Origin of the sequence: uncultured Lutibacter sp., assembly GCF_947495725.1 — a bacterium.
Lineage (GTDB): Bacteria > Bacteroidota > Bacteroidia > Flavobacteriales > Flavobacteriaceae > Lutibacter.
Genome location: NZ_CANLZZ010000002.1, coordinates 532,006 through 557,255 on the forward strand (window position 1 = coordinate 532,006; position 25,250 = coordinate 557,255).

A 25,250-nucleotide genomic window follows, 5' to 3' on the forward strand; every position below is an offset into this window, starting at 1 on the left:
ATGTACAAAACATTTCATCTAATTATTGTTTTAGTGTTTTCTTTAAATATCAACTTGAAGGCTCAAAATAGTCAAGATAAACCAAATGTGCTTTGGATTACTTGTGAAGATATTAGCCCGTATTTGGGTTGTTATGGTTTTAATCAAGCACAAACACCAAATTTAGATAAGTTAGCAAAGCAAGGGGTTATGTTTACAAGTGCTTTTGCGAACGCACCAGTATGTGGAGTAGCTCGTTCAACATTGCTTACCGGCATGTATGCACCTACTACGGGAACTCATAATTTTAGAACAAATACAAAATTGCCAGAAAGTATTCCTGCGTATCCTAAAGTATTAAGAGAGGCAGGCTATTATTGCACCAATAACTATAAAAAAGATTACAATTCTAGTTACGAAACAGATAGAAGTTTGTGGGATGAATCTAGTAAGAAAGCACATTATAGTACCCGAAAGCCAGGACAACCGTTTTTCTCGGTGTTTAATATTTTGGATACACATGAAAGTAGGTTAGCAGCAGATAGAATTGAAGCGTTTGTTGCAAATGGAGATATTCCTAAAACACCTAGAATTAATCCTTCAGATATTGTGTTACCTCCTTACCACCCTGATGTTCCAGAAGTAAGAGAAGATTGGGCAAGGTTTCACGATTTAATCACATTAATGGATAGCAGGGTTGGTGATTTGTTACAAGAGTTAAAGGATAAAAATCTAGACGAAAATACCATTGTATTTTTCTATTCAGATCATGGAGGAATGTTATCAAGGTCTAAACGTTACCTGTATAATGTAGGTACACAAGTACCTTTTATAGCATATTTTCCTAAAAAGTGGAAACATCTGGTACCTGCTTATAAGTCCGGAACTTCTTATGTTGATTTAGTTAGCTTTGTTGACTTTCCTAAAACCATCATATCTGTATTAGATTTACCAGTTCCAGATAAAATGCAAGGGAAAATATTTTTTGGAAAAGATAAAGAGTCAAGTTCAGAATATGTCCATTTTTATAGAGACCGTATGTCTGAACGTTACGATTTTAATAGAGCTGTAACTGATGGTGAATATTATCTTATTCAAAATTTTGTTCCTCACAGACCAAGAGGTTGTTCTACAAGATATGGTTATACCGTGCAACAAAACTGGAGAGCTAATGAAGAAAGTTTTACTAATGGCACCTCAAATGCTGTACAATCTCAATTTTATCAACCAAAATCAACGATTGAGTTATTCAATACAAAAAATGATCCTTGGCATATTAAAAGCATCGCTAGAGAAAAAAAGAATGCTAAAAAACTAGCAGAATTATCTAATGAATTGGATAGATGGATGATTGAAATACGAGATATTGGGTTAATCCCAGAACCTATGTTTTATGATTTGGTTGGTGTAGGTAAAAAGCACCCAACCATTTATGAATATGCTCAAAGTGAAGCATATGAAATTGAAAAAATTCTACCTATTGCCAAACTAGCGGCTAAAGGAGCTTTAGAAAATAGGAATGATTTCTTAACTTTTTTAAATAATTCAAACCCAATTATTAGATATTGGGGAGCGTATGGAGTTTTTAGAATTGCTCAAGATGATAGAGCAATTCAAGAAAAATTAATCCATTCAATTGAAAATGATACTATTCCTGTAAACAGATTGATTGCAGCACAAGCTTTAGCCGTTTCAGGAAATAAAAAGAAAGCTTTTGATTATCTCTATAATGAAGTTAATAATGCACGTGATGGATTTGTGTTTTTATATGGCTTAAATGCATTACAGTATTCGCACACCGATGAATTTTTAGCAAAACAAGATTGGCTGACCTATAAAGATAAAACTTTTAATACAGATGATGCAATTGATAAGTATGGTAAAGAATATAGCAGACGTATTATTAATGACGCACTTGCATTATGGCCAAAAAGAAGGCGAGTAGATTAATGAATTATAAAATTATTTTAATGATGATAAAAAAGAACTTAGTTTTACTTTTTTTAAGTATATGTTATTTTACAAATGCTCAACAGGCACGACATACTGAAACTATAAATGATTTATGGAATTTTCATAAAGGAAGTATAGAAAATCCTTTATCTAAAAAGTTAGCAATAGATTGGGAAACAGTCACAATTCCACATTCTTGGAATGCAGAAGATATTTTAGATGATGAGGATGGTTATTACCGAGGTGATGGGTGGTATAAAAAGAATTTGGTTATTCCTAAAATTTATGAAAACCAACAAGTTTATTTATTGTTTGAGGCTGCAAACCAAGTTACTTCACTATATGTAAATGATAAACCTGTAGGAGAAGATCATATTGGAGGTTATACAGCTTTTACACGCGATATTACTTCAGCCTTAAAATCTGGGGTTAATGAGATTATGATTAAAGTAAATAACGCTCACAATGATGAAATTGTGCCTCAGGCTGCTGATTTTTCTTTTTATGGGGGGATTTATAGAGATATTCAGTTAATAATTACAAAACCTGTACATTTTGATATTGCTAATGTTGGTGCAAATGCTGTTTTTATAAGAACTCCTGAAGTTTCAAAAACTACAGCAACTATTTCAGTACAATCAAAATTAATTAGACCTGATAGAGGAAGATTTTATGTGAAGCAAACTTTGTTTGATGATAAAAATGATGAAGTTGTAGCAATAAAAACTAAGTCTTCATATGGAAAAGATGTATTTAGTGAATTGTCTGTTTCTAATCCAAATTTATGGTCTCCGGAATCACCATACTTGTACAAATTGGTTTCGGAAGTTTTAAATAAAAACGGAGAAGTGTTAGATCGTATCGAAAATCCGGTTGGATTCAGATGGTTTAGTTTTGATGCTAATAAAGGATTTTTTATCAATGGTAAACATACAAAATTGATAGGTACTTGTAGGCATCAAGATTTTTACGGTAAAGCAAATGCGATTAGTGATGAAATTCATAGAAATGACATGAGGTTACTTAAGGAAATGGGTGTTAATTTTTTAAGAATAGCACATTATCCTCAAGATCCAGCAATATTAGAAATGTGTAATAAATATGGTTTTGTAGCAACTTTAGAAATTCCTTTTGTAGATAAGGCAGCGGCTAATGAAGCAGGGAAGCAAAATAGTATTAATATGCTGAAAGAGGCCATTCGTTTTAATTATAACAATCCAGCAATTGTGGCTTGGAATTTAGGTAATGAAACGACTATGAAAACTCCTGAAAAGCTTGGAGATTTCTATATTAAACATTTCAAAGAAACACATAAAGCTTTAGCAGCTACTATTAAGGAAGAAGATGAAACTCGTTATTCGTATTCTGTATTTTTTAGAGAGCCGGCTTATCAAGATAAATTAGGAATTAGACTTACAGAAATTGTTGGATATAACAAATATTACGGTTGGTATGTTGAGGAGTTAGAAGATATTGATGAAAATTTAAGAAGTCTTGTTAAAAGATCTTTAGATTTAGATCCTGATAAACCATTTATTTTAAGTGAATATGGAGGTGGTGCTGACCCTAGAATAAGATCATACAACCCAACTAGGTTTGATTTTAGTGTAGAATATCAATTTTTACTTCATAAAACGTATTTAAAAACTATTTTAGATATGCCCGAAATTGTTGGTGCAAATGTTTGGAATTATGCAGATTTTCAAGTAGAACATCGTAAAGATGCAGTACCTCATATAAATAATAAAGGATTAGTTTCATCAAAAAGAAAGAAAAAAGATGCTTATTATTTATACCAGGCTATACTTAATAAAACACCGTTTGTTGGAATTACTTCTAAAGCATGGACGAAAAGATCGGGTGTTGCTGATAGTGAAGAGGCAAATGTCGCTACACAACCAATTACTGTTGTAGGAAACTCAAAAGATGTAGAGATGTTTTTAAATGGAAAGTCTTTGGGTAAAAAAGCATTCGATTTTTCTATTGCAACATTTAACGTTCCTCTAAAACAAGGAGTTAATTTAATAGAAGTAGTTTCGATTAAAAATGGAGAGACATTAAAAGATTTTACAACTATTAATTTTACTTTACAGCCAAATAATTTTAAAAGCACAACCAATACGTTTAAAGAAATAGCGATTAACATTGGTTCTACATGTTACTTTATTGAAGAAGATAATGTTGATTATTTATGGATGCCTGATCAAAAATATATAAATGGTAGTTTTGGATATGTAGGTGGTGAAATATTAAGGCATCCTAGAAGAAAAACTGTTGGCTCAGAAGTAAGTGTTAAAGGAACTGAGAACGACCCAATTTATCAAACGCAATTAATAGGGATAAATCAATACAAATTTGATGTTCCAAAAGGAACATACGAACTGTCTTTGTTACTTGCTGAGTTGAAAACCAAAGACGAAAATGTTATGGATATTTCTGTAAATGGAAATATATTATGGAGTAATCTAAATCTAAAAGAGCAATATGGTGATGATCGAGGTGTTGCTAAACGTTTTTTAATTACAATTGAAGAAAATAATGGAATTACAATTGATTTTAAAGCAAAAAAAGGGAAAACTCGGTTAAGCGGCATTAAACTAAGAAAAATAAACTAAGTATTAGTTCATTAGGGACTTATTAAATAAAAAAACGAGATGAAAATAATAAATTCCATCTCGTTTTTTTTATGTTTTAAAGTTTTAAAGAGAATCTCTTTCAATTAAGTTAAAAGGAACTTTTACTTTTCCTGTTTTTTTATTTAAAATCATATTGGCTGCGGTTTGACTCATAACCTCAAAATCCGTTGAAATTACGGTGATTCCTAATAAATCTTTTAGAGGAGTATCATTATATGAAATAATGCCAATTTCTTCACCTAGTATAAACTCATCTTCCCTTACTTGTTTTACAAGGTTTACCAAATCAGATTCGTCAATTGTTATAAATAAATCTCCTTTTTTTAAAACCATGTCATTATAAATTTCATCAAGTATCTCGAAATCCAGATCAAATTCTATACAAAATTTTCTAAAACCTTTTAGAATCCTTTGTGGATATGGATATACAGTTTGCCTCTTATAGATCAACACTAATTTCTTGTATTTTTTTATTTTACTTAATCCTTCTTTAAGAGAATTATAAATGTCATTCTCAAAATCCTGTAAAATTTCTATAAAATCGCCATCAAGAAGCTGCCCTAATTTTTCGTTATCTAAAATAACCAATTTGTTTCTTGGTATTTTTTTAACAGCATTTATAATTTTGGGAGTGGAACTAATATGTTTTCGTTCTTCCGTTTTAAAATGTGGCATTATTATATAATAATCGTACGAAGATTTGTACTTATCTAACAAATTTAAAAACAAGTTTTCTTCACAGTGATAAATATGTAAATCAGTGTGTGAATTGGGACCAATGCTTTGAATAAAATTATTGTAAGTTCTTAATTTATAGGAGCTTAGTTTATTGACTAAAAATAATATATTCAATTTTGAAATTAATTTAGTTCTTGAAATGTAAAAACCTTTACCTCTAATAGAAGTTATAATTTTTCGTTCCTTTAAAATACTATATGCTTTCTCAACCGTATCACGTGATAGGTAAAACTCTTCACTAAACATGTTTATTGAAGGGATTTTTTGATCCATTGTAAAATTTCCTGCCGAAATATTCAAAATAATAGAATCTATTATTTGTTGGTATTTTGGAATTCTAGAATTCTCATCTATTTTAATAAATTCTCTTAAATTCATAATTTTAGCTTGATACTGTTATTTGAAAGTCTAAACAAATTTATTAAATTATTACAGAATAAATGAATATATGAAGAGGTAAAAACGCAGAGCATTTGTAAAACATATAATCATCATCACTTATCAGAAGAGTATTTGAACAAAAAAATAATAACAATTTTAAATAATTTCATTTTAGTAAATTAATCATTATATCGTTAATTTTTATGAAGAAATCCTACATAAAATAGTTGTTTTAAATTTATTGATATATAACTAATTATATTTTTTGAGAAAGTTAAAAATAGTATTCACAACATAAAATAGGAATAATTAAATTCTATACGGCATAGTACAGGATAGAATAAAAGTAAAAGTAATTTACTTTTGAAGTAGCTATTAACTAATTAACTAAAAATATAATATAGAGCATGAAAGATTTTAAATATGTCGATTATTTATGGGATGAAGAAAAGGTGAAGCTTTTTGAAGATAATCAAGTAGATTTATTTTTATACAGATCTAATATTTTAGGAGCAGATTTAAGAATTACCAATTACGGAGGAGGGAACACAAGTTGTAAAACAGTTGAATTAGACCCTCTTACAAATGATGAAGTTGAGGTAATGTGGGTAAAAGGTTCGGGAGGAGATATCGGTACTTTAACACGATCTGGAATTGCAGGTTTATATACAAAGAGGCTAAGAGACTTGAAAAGTGTATATAAAGGATTAGATGAGGAGGATAGAATGGTGGGATTGTTTAATCATTGTATTTACGATCTAGATAGCAAAGCACCTTCAATAGATACTCCTTTACATGGTTTACTTCCATTTGCCCATATCGATCATTTACATCCCGATGCTTTAATTGCAGTAGCTGCTGCTGAAGATAGTGAAAAAGTAACCAAAGAAATATGGGGAGATACCATGGGCTGGGTGCCTTGGCAACGTCCTGGTTTTGATTTAGGTTTGCAATTAGAAAAATGTTTGGAAGATAATCCAGGAATCAGAGGAATTGTATTAGGAAGTCACGGTTTGTTTACTTGGGGTGATACATCTTACGAATGTTATATGAATAGTTTGGAAGTTATTGAAATGGCTTCTGAATACATAGAGCAAAAAATAAACGAAAAAGGAAGTGTTTTTGGAGGTGAAAAGGTTACTAGTTTACCTGAAAATGAACGAAAAGAAAAAGCTGTTCAAATAATGCCTTTATTAAGAGGTTTATGTTCTTCAGAGAATAGAATGATTGGGCATTTTTCAGATAATGAAGTGGTAATGCAATTTATTAATAGTAATGATTTAGAACGTTTGGCTCCAATGGGTACTTCGTGTCCAGATCATTTCTTAAGAACAAAAATTCAACCATTAGTATTAAGTTTAGATAAAAACGAGGATTTAAGCAATTCGGATGTTGTTTTAAAGAAATTAGAACCGGCATTTAACGCTTATCGTGAAGAGTATGCTAATTATTACAATTCTTGTAAAAAAGACAATAGCCCTGCAATTCGTGATGCTAATCCAGTTATAATAATTTATCCTGGAGTTGGAATGTTTAGTTTTGCTAAAAACAAACAAACAACACGTGTTGCAAGTGAATTTTATATCAATGCAATTAATGTAATGCGTGGAGCAGAAGCTATTACATCTTATACATCATTGCCAAGACAAGAAGCTTTTGATATTGAATATTGGTTATTAGAAGAGGCCAAATTACAACGTATGCCTAAAGAGCAACCATTATCTCGTAAAGTTGCTTTGGTTACAGGTGCAGGAGGAGGAATTGGAAAAGCAATTGCTGATAAATTAGCAGCCGAGGGTGCAAATGTTGTATTAACGGATATTGCTGAAGATAGATTAATTGAAGCAAATGCAACATATAAAAGTGATGTAGCTACCTATGCAGTATGCGATGTTACAAACACAGACTCCATTGCAGCTGCTTATAAAAAAGCCATTTTAGAATTTGGAGGCGTAGATATAGTTGTACATAGTGCAGGATTGGCCATTTCAAAACCTATAGAAGAAACAACAGACAAAGATTGGAATATTTTACAAAGTATTTTAGTGAAAGGTCAATTTGATTTAGCAAAGCAATTTAGTGCTATTGCTCGTCAGCAAAAATTAGGAGGAGATTATATTGCAATTGCAAGTAAAAACGGTTTAGTAGCTGGTCCTAATAATGTAGCATATGGTACTGCAAAGGCAGCACAACAACATATGGTGCGTTTATTAGCTGCTGAATTAGCAAAAGATAAAGTAAAAGTAAACACCGTAAATCCAGATGGAGTTATTGTTGGTAGTAAAATTTGGGAAGGAGATTGGGCCGAAGGTAGAGCAAAAGCTAATGGAATTACCGTAGAAGAATTACCAGCATTTTATGCAAAAAGAAATTTATTAAATGAAATTATATACCCAGAAGATATAGCCAATGGCGTATTTTCTTTAGTTGCAATTTTAGATAAATCTACAGGAAATATAGTAAATGTAGATGGAGGAATGGCAAATGCATTTGTACGTTAGTAAAATGTGTCTGTTAGAAATTGTGATGATAATACATTAAATTAGAACATATTATTGAATTTTTGAACAGAAAATTAAAATTTAAAATGAAAATACAACAAGAACAAATTCAGGTTGAAAATCAGAAAGAGTTAGCTTCACATAAAGAGAGTTTAGACTTTTTATCAAATAAGTTAGCAAAAAACAATCATGATGTTGATGGAATAATATCAAAACTTGCAGAATTTCAAGTGGCAATTCCAAGTTGGGCATTAGGAGCAGGAGGAACTCGTTTTGGAAGATTTGGATTTTATGGAGAACCTTCTAATTTAGAACAAAAAATTGAAGATGTAGGATTAATACATTCGTTAACACAAACAGCTGGTGCAGTTTCACTTCATATTCCTTGGGATGTTCCAGAAGATTATAAAGCAATTAAAGAAAAAGCAGATGCTTTAAATATTAAGTTTGATGCTGTAAATTCAAACACATTTCAAGACCAAGCAAATGCAAAAGAAAGTTATAAGTATGGTTCGTTAAGCAATGTGAAACAGGCTGTTAGAGAACAAGCTATTCAACATAATTTAGATGTAATAAAAATTGGTGATAAGCTAGGGTCTAAAGCATTAACTGTATGGTTAGCAGATGGATCTTGTTTCCCTGGACAAAATAACTTTCAAACGGCATTTCAAAACACTCAAAATAGCTTAATCGATATTTATAAAGGGCTTCCAGATGATTGGAAAATGCTCGTTGAATATAAGCCATACGAACCAAATTTTTATAGTACGGTAATTCAAGATTGGGGAGCATCATTAATGTTAGCAAATGGATGTGGAGATAAAGCATATACACTTGTTGATTTAGGTCATCATTTACCTAATAGTAATATTGAACAAATTGTTTCAATTTTAAGCTTAAAAGGTAAATTAGGTGGATTCCATTTTAATGACAGTAAATATGGAGATGACGATTTAACAGCAGGTAGTATTAAACCATACGCTTTATTCTTAATTTTTAATGAATTGGTTTATGGAATGAAAAACAACCCTCAAAATCCAGAATTGGCTTGGATGATTGATGCAAGTCATAATGTAAAAGATCCATTAGAAGATTTAATTCAATCTTTAGAAGCTATTCAAGAATCGTATGCAAAAGCAATGTTAGTTGATCAAAATGCATTGAAAGCAGCACAACTAGATAATGATGTTGTAAAATGTCAAGAAATTTTGCAAGGTGCTTTTAGAACAGATGTTAGACCGTTGTTAGAAAAAGCAAGATTAAATAACGGTGGAGCTTTAAATCCAATAAAAGCATATAGATCTATTGATGTAAGAGGTCAGCTAGTTGGAGAAAGAGGTAAAAACTCTGTAGCTACAGGACTTTAATCTGTAAAAAATGAGAAAAAAAGTAACAGCTGTTTTTGATATCGGAAAAACCAATAAAAAGTTTTTCTTATTCGATAAAAATTTTAAAGAAGTTCATAAAGAGTATATTTCTTTTGATGAAGTAAAAGATGAAGATGGATATCCTTCTGAGAATCTTCCTGCATTGAAGAAATGGTTGAAAGAGGTTTTTAATAGCATATTAAAAGCTAAAAAGTTTAGAGTTAAAGCAATTAATTTTTCCACTTATGGTGCTAGTTTAGTTCATATTGATAAAAATGGAGAACCTTTAACACCTTTGTATAATTATTTAAAGCCTTTGAAGCAGGAAGTAATTGATGATTTTTTTGATAAATATGGACCTGTAGATGAATTTCTTAGAACAACTGGTTGCTCAGATTTAAGTATGTTAAATTCAGGGTTACAATTGTATTGGATTAAATATTCAAAGCCTGAAATTTATAAAAAGATTAAATATTCTTTACATCTGCCACAATACCTAAGTTATATTTTTGCAGGTATCCCTTTAAGTGAATATACAAGTATTGGTTGCCATACAGCACTTTGGGATTATAAGAAAAAAGATTACCATAGTTGGGTATATAAAGAAGGAATTGACAAGAAATTACCTCCAATAGTTTCAACAGAAACCAGTATTAATATGAATTACAATGGTAATCGTATTAAAATTGGAGTTGGTATTCATGATAGTTCAGCTGCCTTACTTCCATATGTAAGGAGTATAAAGAAAAAGTTTGCTTTAATTTCAACAGGGACTTGGAGTATTGTTTTTAATCCATTTACTGAAAATCCGATTTCAACTGTTGCAAACGATAAAGAAGCAATTAATTATATGCGAATTAATGGGAAAGCAGTAAAAGCATCTCGCTTATTTTTAGGTAACGAATACAAGATTCAAGTTGAAAAACTTAGAAAGAAGTATGGTGTAGATAAAGATTATCATCGTTCTGTAAAATTCCATAGCAATACTTTTAAAGAAATCAACAAAAATTTTAAATACTGCTATAAGTGGGGAAGTATTGTTGATGAGAATATGCCAGAAGAATCATATAATAATTTTGATACTTACCAATATGCATATCATCAATTGATGACAGAATTAGTTTTGTTACAAGTAAAAAGTATAAAAAAAGCCATTGGAGAAGATGATGTTCATAGACTCTATTTAGATGGTGGTTTTAGTGACAACGAGGTATACACTAAGCTTTTAACACATTATTTTAGAGATAAGAGATTGAGAACAACTAAGGCATCATTAGGTTCTGCTTTGGGAGCTGCTATTGCCATTTCTGATACAAAACTAAATTCAAAATTTTTAAAAGAAAATTATGCTCTAAAAAAGCATGTACCATTTATAATTAACGGGTAACTAACCAACCCGACTAAAACATAATAATTAAAATGTCTAAAAACATAAAATTGATCCATCCTAGAAATCAAATAATTGAAATTATTAGTAGGATTTATAAAAGAGGGATGACAACAACTTCAGGAGGAAATATATCTATTATTGATGAAAACGAAGATATTTGGGTTACACCTTCAGCAGTTGATAAAGGAGATTTAAGTCCATCGGACATCGTGTGTGTAAAAAAAGATGGAACCATAATAGGAAAGCATAAACCATCATCAGAATTTCCGTTTCATAAAGCAATTTATGATGAAAGACCGGATATTAGATCGGTGATTCATGCACATCCTCCCGCTTTGGTTTCATTCAGTATTGTACGCCAAATTCCTAACACGAATATTATATCACAAGCAAAACATATTTGTGGGCCAATTGGTTATGCGGAATATGAGCTCCCAGGAAGTGAAATGCTTGGAGAAGTAATTGCTGAAGAGTTTAAAAAGGGCTATAAAGCTATAATAATGGAGAATCATGGTACTGTTTTAGGAGGAAGTGATTTGACAGATGCTTTTGAACGTTTTGAAGCGCTAGAGTTTTGTGCAAAAACGATAATTCATGGATCTCAGATAGGTACACCTAAATATTTAACTGACGACCAGATTGATGCCTTTGAAGCTCAGGTTTATTCGAACATGCCAGAAATGGAAAGCGTTGAAAACTCATCAGATGAGGCTGAAAAGCGATTAGAAATTTGTGAGATTGTTAAAAGATCTTGTGAACAAGGTTTAATGATAAGTACTTACGGAACTGTATCCGTAAGATGGAGAGACAATGATTTTTTAATAACACCAACCGATGTTAATAGATGGGATTTGGATGTTGACGATATTGTTCAAATAAAGGACGGTAAAAGAGAAGAAGGTAAAATACCGAGTAGATCAACTTGGATTCATCAAGAAATCTATAAAAACAATCCGAATATTAATTCTATAATTATGACTCAATCACCATATTTAATGGCTTTTGGAGTTACAAATACACATATTAATGTTCGTACTATCCCAGAAAGTTGGATTTTTTTGCAAGATATACCAGCAGTTAAATATGGAGAGCATTTTAAAGAAAATATGAGTTCTAAGATTATAGAAAATTGTACTACTGCTTTAATTGTTGAAAATGATTCAGTTATTGTAACTGGAGATAAATTGTTGCAAACATTTGACTATTTAGAAGTGGCAGAATTTAGTGCAAAATCTATCGTAATGGGATCTTCATTAGGTGATATGGTACCTATAAATGATGATCAAGTTGAAGATTTAAGAAAGAAATTTTTAGCATAGTAAAATAAGGAAATAACTAAAATTTAATAACAGTGAAAAATTATAAGCAATATATTAATGGTCAATTTGTGGAGTCTAAGGCTACATCAGTTATAGAAATATTAAACCCTTGTACTGAAGAAGTTATAAGTACAATTTCTTCAGGTACAGTTGAAGATGCTAATAATGCACTTGAGGCAGCTCAACAAGCTCAACCTCAATGGGAGGCATTACCAGCTATACAAAGAGCCTCGTTTTTACATAAAATGGCAACTGTTATTAGAGAAAATAGAGTGTTCTTAGCCGAAACATTATCAAAAGAACAAGCAAAAGTTATTGGTTTGGCTCAGATTGAAATTGATGTAACTGCAGATTATTTTGATTATAATGCAGGATGGGCAAGAAGAATTGAAGGTGAAATTATTCAAAGTGATAGAGAAAAAGAACACATTTATTTACATAAAGTTCCAATTGGAGTAGCTGTAGGTATTTGTCCTTGGAATTTTCCATTTTTTGTAATGGCTCGTAAAGTTGCAGCATCGTTAATTACAGGTAATACTTGTGTTATAAAACCAAGTTCTGAAGCTCCAAATACCATTATGGAATTTGCTGAATTAATTCAGAATATTGGTCTTAAGCCAGGTGTTTTAAACTTTGTTTGTGGAGCAGGTAGAACTGTTGGAAATGCGTTATCGAAAAGCCCTATTACAGGAATTATTAGTTTAACAGGAAGTGTTTCTGCAGGACAAAAAATTATTGAGGCCGCAGCAGAAAATATTACTAAAGTGTCGCTAGAGTTAGGAGGAAAAGCTCCTGCTATTGTATGTGCCGATGCTAATTTAGAGTTGGCTGTAAATTCAGTAGTTTCATCAAAAGTAATTTTTAGCGGACAAGTATGTAACTGTGCCGAAAGAGTCTATGTTGAAGATAGTATTTACGACCAATTTGTTGAAATGCTTACTAAAAAGATGAGTGACGTTACTATTGAGGATGCTTTAACAGGCGTCAATGCCGATATGAGTAGTTTGGTTTCAAAAGATCAAGTTGATAAAATTACTGAAATGGTTGAGTTTGCAAAAAAAGAAGGAGCTGAAGTTATTTTAGGAGGAAAACGTCCAGAGAAATTTGACCGAGGATACTTCTATGAGCCAACATTGTTAACCAATTGTAATCAACAAATGGAGATTATTCAAGAAGAAGTATTTGGACCTGTGTTACCTGTAATGAAATTTGGAACATTAGAAGAAGCCATTGCTTTGTCAAATGATTGTCAGTTTGGATTAACATCATCAATATTTTCTGAAAATTACAATAAAATTATGCAAGCTACTAACAGCCTACATTTTGGAGAAACATATGTGAATAGAGAACATTTTGAAGCTATTCAAGGTTTCCACGCAGGTTGGAAAAAATCAGGAGTTGGTGGAGCAGATGGTAAACATGGTATGGAAGAGTATTTACATACAAGAGTTGTATATGCTAAATACTATTAAAATAAACAGACTTAGAATAAGTTTTATATAATCTAAAATATTTAAAAACTCAGAGGGAATGCTTCTGAGTTTTTTTTGAAAATGACCTAATTAGAATTGTTTATTGGAAGGTATCTACCACATAGTGCAGGATGGAATAAGATTTGTAATGAATTAATTTTAAAAGATAATTATATTAAATGAAGAAAATTTTACTTTTATTTTTAGCATTTGGACTATGTAAATCATTGAATGCGCAATTTTTTAATCAAGACTTTTGTAGTTCAATTACAATTTCAGATTACGTGAGTACAATACCCAATGTTGGGCAGTTTAATGAAATTTCTCCTAATGGAGCAAACCTTACAACGAGTATAAATAACGAGACATTAAGGATTAATAGAACAGGCACAGCTTCAATATATGCCTATCGAAATTTCACATTTGATACAAACCCAAAATTTGTACAGTTAAAATTCGATTTTGAAGTAAGCAACTATCAAAAAGGTACTCAAAACCCATTATTTAGTGTGTTTATTGGTTCTGAATTTTCGAGTTCTTCATTTGGATCTTCATCAACTTTTACAAGTAGATTTGGTATTGTGGCCCAGGAGAATGATAATGAATTTAAAGTTGCTTCCATAGATAATATAGGAGGAGCACCAAGTTCAGCAGTATTTTCTGGTAAGCAAACAATTGCTTTTGTTGTAAATAATTCGGGAAGCGATAAAACCTATAATGCTCCAGATGGGAGTGTGGAAAGTATTGTGAATGGTAAAATGGATGTATGGGTAGGAACATCGAGAGGTATTAATGATTTTTCTTTAAAAAATACGGATGCTAAAGGTGATATTAGTGGATTTAAAATTCAAGCTACATCGGCTTCTGGAACTGGGATTTTTGATTTTGATAACATAGAAATGAAGGAATTAAAAGGTGGTGTTGTAAACCCTTCAGCTAATCTACCTGACACACCTTCAGGATATTTAACGTTAAAGCACCCATTTATTTGGGCTTCATATCCTGAGAGACAACAAATAGTGGATAACATTCATAATTATTCTTGGGCAAGTTCACTGTATAATCAGTTAAAGTCTCGTGTGGATGGAAAGAAAAATTTACACGTGTCAAATCCACAAGCAACTTTAGGCACTATTCCAGTAATTCCAGGAGTATTTGCAGATAGAACGGTGCATACCGATATTGTAGGTTCTATGAATGAAGCTTCCATTTTGTATTACCTTACAAATGATGAAAGTTATGCACAATATGCGGCCGATATTTTAAATCATTATATGAAACATTTGGCAGTACAACCTGTGCAAAAGTATCAAGAAGGGACAGATGGACTTATGTTTGATGATGGTTGGTTAGAATCTAGAACCTTGTTTCCAAGAATTGCATTAACATATGATTTTTTATACAATTATGTAAATGATACCAATAATAAGGTCTATGATTTAGCAACTAGAACAAGAATTCAATTTAATGACGCAACCGCTCAAACTACTGTTACCAATTTGTCTGACATTGTGTTTATGAGTATCAGAGCGAAAAAAAGTAATCACTCTGTTTTAGCAGGAAACGGAAATTTATTTAACCTTTTAATGATATCAGATGATACTAAAAGAGAACAGTATTTTAATCGATTCTACAATAATACAAGTGAATCATTTGATGCCTATACTTGGACCCTTAACAATTTTACTGAAAATGGAGTGTGGCCAGAAACATTTAGTTATTCAAAAGGGTCTCATGCACTTGTTATTCAGTCAATGAATGTTATTGATCGTTACAAACCAAGTATGGAATTAATAAATAATAATTTAGCAATTCTAGATGGATATATAGGGTATGCTAATTGGTTTTATCCTTCAGATGAGTTAATGCGTTTTGGTGATACCGGTACAGATGGAAATATGAATGAAGGATACCAATGGATGTTGCGAATTGCAAACAGAAAAAATTTACCAACGTATTCACAATTTGCAAAACAAAACTTAAATTATTATTACGATAAAGTAGGTGGGTATAACCCAGAAATTGTAACAGATAGATTAGAATATAATAGTCCTTTACAACTTTTATGGGGAGAGGATATAGGGGACTCTCAAACAGTGGTTCCACCTAATATAGAATTTACATATAATTTAAAACATGCAGGGATAGTTGTTCAAAGAAATTACAATACTCCAGATATAGTAAATGACGGTATGATGTATTATTCGGGTGGAGCGGCCTATGTACACACCCATTCAACGGGAATTGATTTAGAATTATACGGAAAAGGACAAGTAACAGGTGCAGAAAGCGGAAGTGGATCTTATGGTTCAGATGAGCACGAAAATTATAGAGTACGGCATGCTGCGCATAACACGGTTATTGTTAATGGTTCTGGAAAGCGAGGAGGTAATAATTGGCTTACTAAAGTTGCAAACGTAGATTTGGTAGATTGTGAACCAAAATCGTTGGACACACCAATTTCAACTAATTTTTCTTTTTCAACACAATCTATCGATGATTCTTTTAATGATTGTATTCAACAACGTACTAATAGTATTATTCGTACAAGTGCTACAACAGGTTATTATTTTGATATTTTGAGATCAAAAGGTAAGACTTCAAATGATTATCATGATTATATTTATCATAACATAGGAGATGCTGTTTCGTTGAAATTTGCTGACGATTCTAGTGTACCATTAAATGTTTCTACAAAATATGCAACTGAGAAATCTGGCAATGTTACAGGTTGGACATTTTTTGAAAATGTAAATTCATCAACGTCAACACAACAAGCAGTAAAAGCTTCATTTGTATTAAATACAGTAAATAAATTTATGAATGTTTCAATTCCTGCAGGAATTGAGCGTGAATATTCCACGGCTCTAGCTCCACATACAAAAGGGGCTTTAAACGGCTACGATAAAAAGAAAACACCCGTAACTACCATGCGTAAATATGGTGAAGCTTGGAATGAACCCTTTGTTGCTATCTATGAGCCTTCAGAAAACCAAGAAGGTACAGTAAAATCAACATCAATCATTTATGATAATAATAAGGTTGTTGGAGTTAAAGTACTTTCTGAAGTAAATGGAGCAAAAATAACCGATATTATTTTGGCTAATGACGAGGATAACATTGTTTTAGATTTACCAGATTATGATATAGATTTTACAGGGAGATTTGGAATTTTACGTACAAAGGTAAAAGCTGGAAAAACAGATGTTTCTTTATATGTAGGGAAAGGTGAGCAGTTCGTTTTTGAAGATAAAATATTAAATGCAGATAACGAAGGAAAGGGATTTCTTGAATATACTCTTGATTTTGAGCACAGCTTTAAACTATCTTCAGATAATTTTCTTATTGAAACAATAGGGGAAACCTGCATAGGAAAAGAAAACGGAAGTCTTAAAATTGAAGCTAAGGAAAATAGAAATTATACAGCAAAAATAAACGAAAAAAAGTATAATTTCAATACTAATGTAACAATAGATAACTTAGGCTCAAAAACCTATGATTTATGTATTACCATTGATGGTGATACTTATGAGCAATGTTACCAAGTAACTATTGTCAGTGGACCAAGCTTAAGTGGAAAAATACAAATTGATAAAAAAACAGCAGCAGTATCTATTGAAGAAGGCACTGCACCATATACATTGTTTAAAAATGGGGAAGTTGTTTTAGAAACTTATCAATCTAATTTTTCAGTTGAAATAAACCACGGAGATCAATTACAAATTCAGGCTAAATCGGAGTGTCAAGGTGTACTTTCAAAGAAAATAGATTTAATGGAGAGTGTAAAAGGATATCCTAATCCAACCAATGGTTTCTTCGAAATTTATGTTCCTACAAGTTTAAAAACGGCGAATATTGAAATTTACAATATACAATCTCAATTAATTTCATCACAAGTTTACTCGCTTAAAGAAGGTCGAGTTAGCTTGAATATAGAAAATAAACCAAAGGGTGTTTATTTTGTGAAATTGAATTTAGAAAAACCATTGTTACTTAAAGTAATTAAAAATTGATGTACCCGCTTTAAATCTAGACAAATAAAATGTATTGTAATCAATATATTTATTTCTTGGAAATATTATAAAAACACATTTTTTTAATATTCCAAAAGCAACTAATTACCACACAGTACAGGATAGATTCGAGTTTTCTAAAGTTTATTTTTGATTTACATTAAATAGCACAAATAAATATTGAATTTGTGATAAGAGATAATTAATTATTTATATTTTAATCTATTAAAATCCAAGCTTTATTTAAAATGAAATTAATAATAAAAACCTAGATAATTTATGACACAAGATAACAACAAGGAAGCTATAATGGAGCAAGATTCTGGAGGTGAATTTGAAAGAGTTCCTGTACCAAAATCTAAACTTAAAGGTTGGAAAAGTTTTATAGGAATGTATGCAGGTGAACACGCCGCAGGAACTGAATTTATGATTGGTCCATTATTTCTTACAACTGGTGTAAGTGCTTTTGATTTAATCATTGGGTTGTTAATAGGAAATTTATTAGCTGTTTTAAGTTGGAGATTTTTAACTGCCGAAATTGCGATTAAAAATAGATTAACGCTGTATTATCAACTCGAAAAAATTTGTGGTAAAAAATTAGTTACAGGTTACAATTTAGCAAATGGAATTTTATTTTGTTTTTTAGCAGGATCAATGATTACTGTTTCAGCTACAGCCGTAGGAATTCCTTTTGATATGCCTATGCCTAAATTAACTGATACAATGCCTAATGGTTTAACTTGGGTAATTATAGTAATATTAATTGGAGCGGTTATATCAATTATTGCGGCTCGCGGTTACGATACAGTAACAAAAGCGGCAAATTGGATGTCACCAATTATCGTAATAGCATTTTTTGCTTGTGGTGTTGTAGCACTTAACCAATTAGGAGTAAGTAGCTTTTCAGATTTCTGGAATATTTGGGGTGAAGGTTTCGAACCTTTTCCAGGTCAAACAAAATTCACATTTTGGCATGTAGTTTTATGGTCATGGTTTGCGAACGGAGCAATGCATATCGGAATGTCTGATTTATCTGTATTTAGATTCGCTAAAGAACCAAAAGCAGGTTGGGCTACTGCCGCAGGAATGTACGTTGGTCATTATATGGCATGGATTGCAGCAGCATTGTTATATGCAGTCTATTTAAAATCACCTGAAGCACAAGCTTTTTTAAGCAGTGGTGAGGCTCCGCCAGTTGCACCGGGACCTTTAGCAAACAATGCTATTGGAATTTTAGGAATTATAGCTGTGGTATTGGCAGGTTGGACAACTGCAAATCCAACCATTTACAGAGCTGGTTTAGCGTTTCAAGCAATTTTACCAAAATTGTCGACAGCTAAAGTAACAATACTAGCAGGTACAGTTGCTACCATTGCAGGTTTATTCCCAGCATTCGCTATGAAACTATTGGGATTCGTAGCACTTTATGGATTTATTCTAGCGCCTTTTGGAGCTATTATAGTGTTTGAACATTTCTTTTATAAAAAAGCAGGAATTGTAAAGAATTATGCAGAATTAGCAAGCTTATCATTTAATAAATCTGTTTTTTGGGCTTGGGCAATTAGTTTTGGATTGTTTTATTTTATTTCATTGCAATTTGATGTTTTCTTATCGTTTGTAACCCTTCCAGCTTGGTTGTTATGTGGCTTTTTGTTTTTAGTATTTAGTAGGTATTTTCAAAAAAAAGAAATAAAGTAATGAAGAAATTAATAGTATCAATATTTTTTGTAATTGGATTAGTAGGTTGTGATTCTGAAAAAAACTCAAATAAAGAAATCAGTTTAAAAGAGTCAAAAATAGAAAACAAAGTCCAAGAGTTGATTAGTCAAATGACTTTGGATGAGAAAATTGCTGAAATGATGCAAGATGCTCCTGCTAATGAACGCTTAGGAATTCCATATATGAAGTATGGAGAGGCATTACATGGGTTATGGCTTGTTCTTGATTATTATGGTAATACAACTGTTTATCCTCAGGCTATTGCTGCTGCCTCTACTTGGGAACCCGAACTCGTTAAAAAAATGGCTTCACAAACGGCAATAGAAGCACGTGCTTTAGGAGTTACACATTGTTATTCGCCAAATTTAGATGTAATTTCTGGAGATCCAAGATATGGGCGTGTAGAAGAATCTTATGGAGAAGACCCTTATTTAGTGTCTAGAATGGGTGTTGCATTTATTCAAGGTTTACAAGGTATGGGTGACCAACAATATGATGAGAACCATGTAATGGCTACAGCTAAGCATTTTATAGGATATCCTGAAAACAGACGTGGAATTAACGGTGGTTTTAGTGATATGTCTGAACGTCGTTTAAGAGAAATTTATTTACCGCCTTTTGAAGCTGCTGTAAAGGAAGCAAAGATAGGTTCAATTATGCCAGGGCATCAAGATTATAATGGGGTTCCAAATCATATGAATACGTGGTTGCTAAAGGATATTTTAAGAGATGAACTTGGTTTTGATGGATTTATTGTATCCGATAACAATGATGTTGGTCGTTTGCAAACGATGCATTTTATAACTGAAACTAGAACAGAAGCAGCCATTTTAGGTTTAAAAGCAGGTGTTGATATGGATTTAGTAATAGGAAAGAATGAGAGCCTAGCAGCTTATCATACCAAAGTGTTGAAAGATACGATAACGAAGAATCCTAAATTGATGACCTATATTGATAAAGCAACATCTCGTATTTTAACCGCAAAATATAAACTAGGTTTATTTGATTCAGAACCTAAAGAAATTGACCCGAAAACTGTAAATGCGGGTAAAAAAGAACACCAAGAATTTGCTTACGAAATGGCTAAAAAAGCTATTATTTTACTTAAAAATGAAGGAAATTTATTGCCTTTAGATATGTCTAAAATAAACTCATTAGCAGTTATAGGACCGAATGCACACGAAAATAGGCCTGCAAAAGGAACTTATTCTTTATTAGGTGGTTATTCTGGTTTGCCTCCATTTTATGTTTCTGCTTTAGATGGTATTAAAGCGAAAGTTGGTAACAATGTAAAAATCAATTATGCAAAAGGTTGCGATTTATTAAGCAATTCTAAAGCTGGTTTTCCTGCAGCAATTTCAGCAGCCAAAAAATCGGATGCTGTAATTCTAGTAATTGGTGGCTCTAGAAGAACTGGAGGTGAAGGTGCGGATAGAGACAATTTAGATTTATACGGAGTTCAAAAAGAATTGGTAGAAGCAATGCACAAAACAGGTAAACCTGTTGTGGCTGTTTTAATTAATGGTAGAGCATTGTCAATTAATTATGTAGCAGAAAACATTCCATCAATTTTAGAAACTTGGTATTTAGGAATGCATTCTGGAGATGCTATTGCAGATGCTATTTTTGGTGATGTAAATCCTGGAGGAAAATTAACTGTTTCTTTTCCAAGATCTGTGGGGCAAGTTCCTGTAACTTATCTAGAAAGACCGGATTTTATTGGCTCTGGAAAAGGATTGTATAAAGACAGTGATAAAACACCATTGTTTCCATTCGGTTATGGTTTAAGTTATACAACATTCAAATACGGAACACCAAAACTAGAAAGTTCAACTATTAATATTGATGGTTCTACCTCAGTTTCAGTTGAAGTTACAAACACAGGAAACAGAGTTGGAGATGAAGTAGTACAAATGTATGTTAGAGACGATATTGCTTCTGTGGGTCGTTATAATAAAATGCTTAAAGGCTTTGAGCGAATTACTTTAAAACCGGGAGAAACAAAAACGGTAACCTTTAAATTAGGTTTTGATGAGTTAAATATCTTAAATCAAGAAATGAAAAAGGTGGTTGAACCTGGAACGTTTACTATTTCTGTAGGGACTTCTTCTGTAGATAAAGAATTGCATAAAACAACTTTAAAGGTAATCTAAAAATCCAAATAATAAAATAATATACAAACCTCATAAAGAACATTCTTTATGAGGTTTTTTATTCTAGAAGGCTTTTTAAATTAGCAGGTAGTTACAGGATAGTTTATATAATTACAATGTGTAATTTTAAATTTAATTAACCTTTCCCAGTATGAAATCTTTATATTATTTATTTGGCTTTGCATTTATAAGTTTTCTTCTACTAAGTTGTAGTAATTCTATTAAGATAAATAGAGAATCTGAATTAAAGGAATTATCTCAAAGCTTTAAATCTCCTTCAATAAAATATAGGCCTGAAACTTGGTTTCACTTAAACGGGAATAATATTAGTAAAGAAGGTTTAACACTAGATTTAGAAGCTATTAAAGAAGCTGGTTTACAAGGTATTCATTTATTTAATAAATCGGGGCGACCATATCCAAATGTAAAACCAATTAAAATTTTATCTTCAGAGTGGGAAGATATGATTCGCCATGCTGCCGATGAGTGTAAAAGATTAGGATTAAAATTCACCATGCAAAATTGCCCTGGTTGGTCAATGACTGGTGGTCCTTGGGTGCCCGCTGAAGAAGCACAAAGAGAAATTGTAGAAACGGTTTACAGAGTAAAAGGAGGAAGTACTTTTAGTGAAATAATAAAATTAGATTCTTTATATAAAACACCAAATTATGATTATAAAGATGTACAAATAGTGGCGTTTCCAACTCCAGATGGCGATGATATAGGAATACTCAACCCTACAAAAATCGAAAGTAATAACCCTGTTGTACCTTGGAAAGACATTTTCAACCCTAATTCAAAAATCACTGTTACCGCTAAAACAACGAGGCTAGATAAAAAACTTGATACATATCGAGCAAAAGGAATTGCAAAAGTAGGTGCAAAAGATACTTGGGTAAAAACAACATTTAAAAACCCAGTTACACTTAGGTCGGTTGTTTTTCCTCCATTGCGTCATATTATTATGGATTCGCAATACCCGCAAGTTGATGTAAATGTTAAAGTTGAGGCAATTGTAGGAAATAAACTTACAGAGATTACAACACTTAATATTCCTGATGGTAATTGGAACGATAGGCAAAAAAAACTTACATTATCAATTCCTGAAACAACCTCAAAAACATTTGTATTTACTTTTGAAGGTGAACATATTATTGAACCAGAATTTATTCATTTAACATCAAAACCACGATTACATAATCATGAGGCTAAAGCTGCCAAAGCTATGCGTCGTCTTGAAAAAGATGTGAATTACAACTATGCCGAATCCACGATTATTCCTGCGAATAAAATTTTGAATATTTCTGATAAAATGACTTCTGAAGGAAAATTAATTTGGAATGTTCCAATAGGTGATTGGACAGTAGTACGTTTTGGTCACATAAACATGCGTTTAACTAATAAACCTGCAGTTCCTGAAGCTACAGGGTGGGAATCGAGTAAATTAGATAAAATTGCTATTGAAAATCACTTAAGAAATGGGATGATTGGTAATTTGATTAAAGACGGAGGTCCAATCGGAGATGGAAAGTTGCACGGTTTATTAATTGATAGTTGGGAAAGTCATATACCTACTTGGACTATGAATTCTGAAGATATGTTTAAAGAATTTGAACAACGCCGAGGTTATAGTATGAAAACGTATTTGCCTGCAACAATAGGGTATATTGTTGAAAGTAAAGAGATAACCACAAAGTTTCTTCGAGATTTGCGTCAAACAATGGATGAGGTATATATCGATAATTTTTTCTCTCATTTTGCAACAGTAGCTCATGAAATGGGCGCAGAAGTTTATACAGAAGGCGCAGGAGGAGAAGTATTACCAATAGATCCAATGCGTTATTATGGTGTAAGTGATATTCCAATGACAGAGTTTTGGTATCCAAAAGCACCATCAAATCAAAACGAATATGCCAAACCTATTTTAAATGCTGCATCAGCAACACATTTATACAATAAACCTATGTTAGCGGCTGAAGCTTGCACCCAAATAGGAGTGAAATGGAATGAGCATCCCTTTTCTGTTAAATATCTGATTGATTATAATTTTACCAAAGGAGTAAATCATTTAGTATTTCACACGTTTTCTCATACACCACAAACAAAAGTTTATCCAGGTTCAAGTTTTGGAGGTCATATTGGTTTTCCCTTCGTAAGAGAACAAACCTGGTGGAAATACATGTCAGATTGGATTGATTATCTTTCTCGAAATCAATATATGTTGCAACAGGGCGAATATGTAGCAGATGTTCTTTGGTATTATGGAGATCATTTTGAGCGCCCACCTTTTGATCTTGATTATTTCCCAAAAGGGTATCGTTTTGACTATTTAAATGAAGAAGTATTACAAACAAAATTATCGGTAAAAGACGGTAAAATCAATGTGAAAGAAGCAGGTGATTACCGAATTATTTTACTTAGAGACTCTGATGAAATGTTGCTTTCAACCATTCAAAAATTAAAAGAATTGGTGCTTGAAGGTGCTATAATTGTTGGAGATAAGCCAACGGGATCACCGAGTTTAATGGACAATGAAAATGATTTAAAAATGCTTAAATCTATTTCAGATGAATTATGGGGAACAGAAAGTAATGGTGTAAAAGAAGTAGGTTTAGGAAAAGTTTATTGGGGTCAAACCATTGATGAAGTTTTAAAAAGCGAAAGCATTCAGCCAGATGTATTGGTGCCTGAAAACTTGCCAATTAATTGGATTCATCGCAAAACAGCTGATGCTGATATTTATTTTGTAAGTACCACAAGTGAAAAGCCGTTAGATGTTTCTTTGGGCTTTAGAGTTTCTGATAGGTATCCTCAATTGTGGGATGCGTTTACAGGCGAACAACAAGATCCAATGGTATGGTCTAAAGAAAACAAAAAAATCAATGTTGTAATTTCTTTTGACCCAAGCGGTAGTGCCATTGTTGTTTTTCCAAAAGGAAATAAGGAACCTTATTGTTCAAAAGTTGAATTTGAAAATGAAACCATTTTAAGTGCAGAAAATGGTTGGTATAAAATTCATTCTGATACTGATTTTCCAAGAATTTCAAAAAAAGGAAACAAAATACTGGCTTCAAAATCTGGAACATTTAAATTGTATAAAGAACAAGAAGTTAATTCAATAGGTATAAAAGTAAAAGAAATATCACTTCAAAATAATTGGAAAGCTTCATTTGAAACGGGATGGGATACACCAGAATCTATAGAGATACCGCAATTAAAATCGCTTACTAATTTGGACAATGAAGCTATTCAACATTATTCAGGAACTGCAACGTACACCAAAGACTTTAACTTAGAAAGTGTAGGTAAATATATGAGTATTGATTTGGGTGAGGTAGCCAATATTGCTGAAGTATGGTGCAATGGTAAAAAAGTAGCAACACGTTGGGCACCACCTTATAGGTTCGATTTAAGTGAAAACCTTTTAAAAGGTGAAAATACATTAGAAATCAAAGTAACCAATACTTGGAGAAACCAATTGATATACGACAATACTCGATCTAAAGAAGAGAAGAAAACGTGGACCACAAATAAACCTGAAAAAGACGACACCCAACTTGACCAATCAGGTTTAATTGGGCCAGTAGTTTTAAAAATAACAAATTAGTTTTCTAAATAAAAACTTAATA

General features: G+C 31.9%; 12 protein-coding genes. 11 read left to right on the forward strand and 1 reads right to left on the reverse strand.

Annotation, left to right across the window (positions count from 1 at the left end):
* Together Q0776_RS05875 and Q0776_RS05880 are read left to right on the forward strand one after the other, a co-directional pair.
* A complete protein-coding gene (locus Q0776_RS05875; protein WP_298365938.1) occupies positions 1-1,929 on the forward strand; it encodes a sulfatase in 1,929 nt (642 codons plus the stop codon).
* On the forward strand, positions 1,902-4,547 hold the full coding sequence (locus Q0776_RS05880) for a glycoside hydrolase family 2 TIM barrel-domain containing protein (protein WP_298365939.1): 2,646 nt from the start codon (positions 1,902-1,904) through the stop codon (positions 4,545-4,547). The genes Q0776_RS05875 and Q0776_RS05880 overlap by 28 nt, the downstream gene beginning before the upstream one ends.
* 84 nt (positions 4,548-4,631) lie before the next feature.
* On the opposite strand, the gene Q0776_RS05885 is transcribed toward Q0776_RS05880, so the two are convergent.
* Entirely contained in the window at positions 4,632-5,684 is a 1,053-nt protein-coding gene (locus Q0776_RS05885; RefSeq protein ID WP_298365940.1) for a GntR family transcriptional regulator, read from the reverse strand.
* Positions 5,685-6,094: 410 nt separating this feature from the next.
* Here Q0776_RS05885 and Q0776_RS05890 point away from each other — a divergent pair, with 410 nt between their 5' ends.
* The 9 genes from Q0776_RS05890 (at position 6,095) to Q0776_RS05930 (ending at position 25,228) form a co-directional block, all read left to right on the forward strand.
* Positions 6,095-8,188: a bifunctional aldolase/short-chain dehydrogenase gene (locus tag Q0776_RS05890; RefSeq protein ID WP_298365941.1), complete on the forward strand. Its 2,094-nt coding sequence runs from the start codon at positions 6,095-6,097 to the stop codon at positions 8,186-8,188.
* Positions 8,189-8,274: 86 nt separating this feature from the next.
* Complete coding sequence (locus Q0776_RS05895) at positions 8,275-9,555, forward strand: sugar isomerase (protein WP_298365944.1); 1,281 nt, start codon at positions 8,275-8,277, stop codon at positions 9,553-9,555.
* A 10-nt stretch (positions 9,556-9,565) separates the two neighbouring features.
* Complete coding sequence (locus Q0776_RS05900) at positions 9,566-10,942, forward strand: FGGY family carbohydrate kinase (RefSeq protein ID WP_298365946.1); 1,377 nt, start codon at positions 9,566-9,568, stop codon at positions 10,940-10,942.
* A gap of 32 nt (positions 10,943-10,974) precedes the next feature.
* Positions 10,975-12,264: a class II aldolase/adducin family protein gene (locus Q0776_RS05905; protein WP_298365947.1), complete on the forward strand. Its 1,290-nt coding sequence runs from the start codon at positions 10,975-10,977 to the stop codon at positions 12,262-12,264.
* A gap of 32 nt (positions 12,265-12,296) precedes the next feature.
* On the forward strand, positions 12,297-13,736 hold the full coding sequence (aldA, locus tag Q0776_RS05910; RefSeq protein ID WP_298365949.1) for an aldehyde dehydrogenase: 1,440 nt from the start codon (positions 12,297-12,299) through the stop codon (positions 13,734-13,736).
* A 179-nt stretch (positions 13,737-13,915) separates the two neighbouring features.
* A complete protein-coding gene (locus Q0776_RS05915) occupies positions 13,916-17,749 on the forward strand; it encodes a T9SS type A sorting domain-containing protein (RefSeq protein ID WP_298365952.1) in 3,834 nt (1,277 codons plus the stop codon).
* Between the two features lie 279 nt (positions 17,750-18,028).
* On the forward strand, positions 18,029-19,447 hold the full coding sequence (locus Q0776_RS05920) for a hypothetical protein (protein WP_298365954.1): 1,419 nt from the start codon (positions 18,029-18,031) through the stop codon (positions 19,445-19,447).
* Positions 19,447-21,621 (forward strand): beta-xylosidase, encoded by a 2,175-nt coding sequence (locus Q0776_RS05925; protein ID WP_298365956.1) that lies wholly within the window; start codon positions 19,447-19,449, stop codon positions 21,619-21,621. Before Q0776_RS05920 ends, Q0776_RS05925 begins: the two co-directional genes overlap by 1 nt.
* A gap of 151 nt (positions 21,622-21,772) precedes the next feature.
* Positions 21,773-25,228 (forward strand): glycosyl hydrolase, encoded by a 3,456-nt coding sequence (locus Q0776_RS05930; RefSeq protein WP_298365958.1) that lies wholly within the window; start codon positions 21,773-21,775, stop codon positions 25,226-25,228.
* The last annotated feature ends 22 nt before the right edge of the window (positions 25,229-25,250 follow it).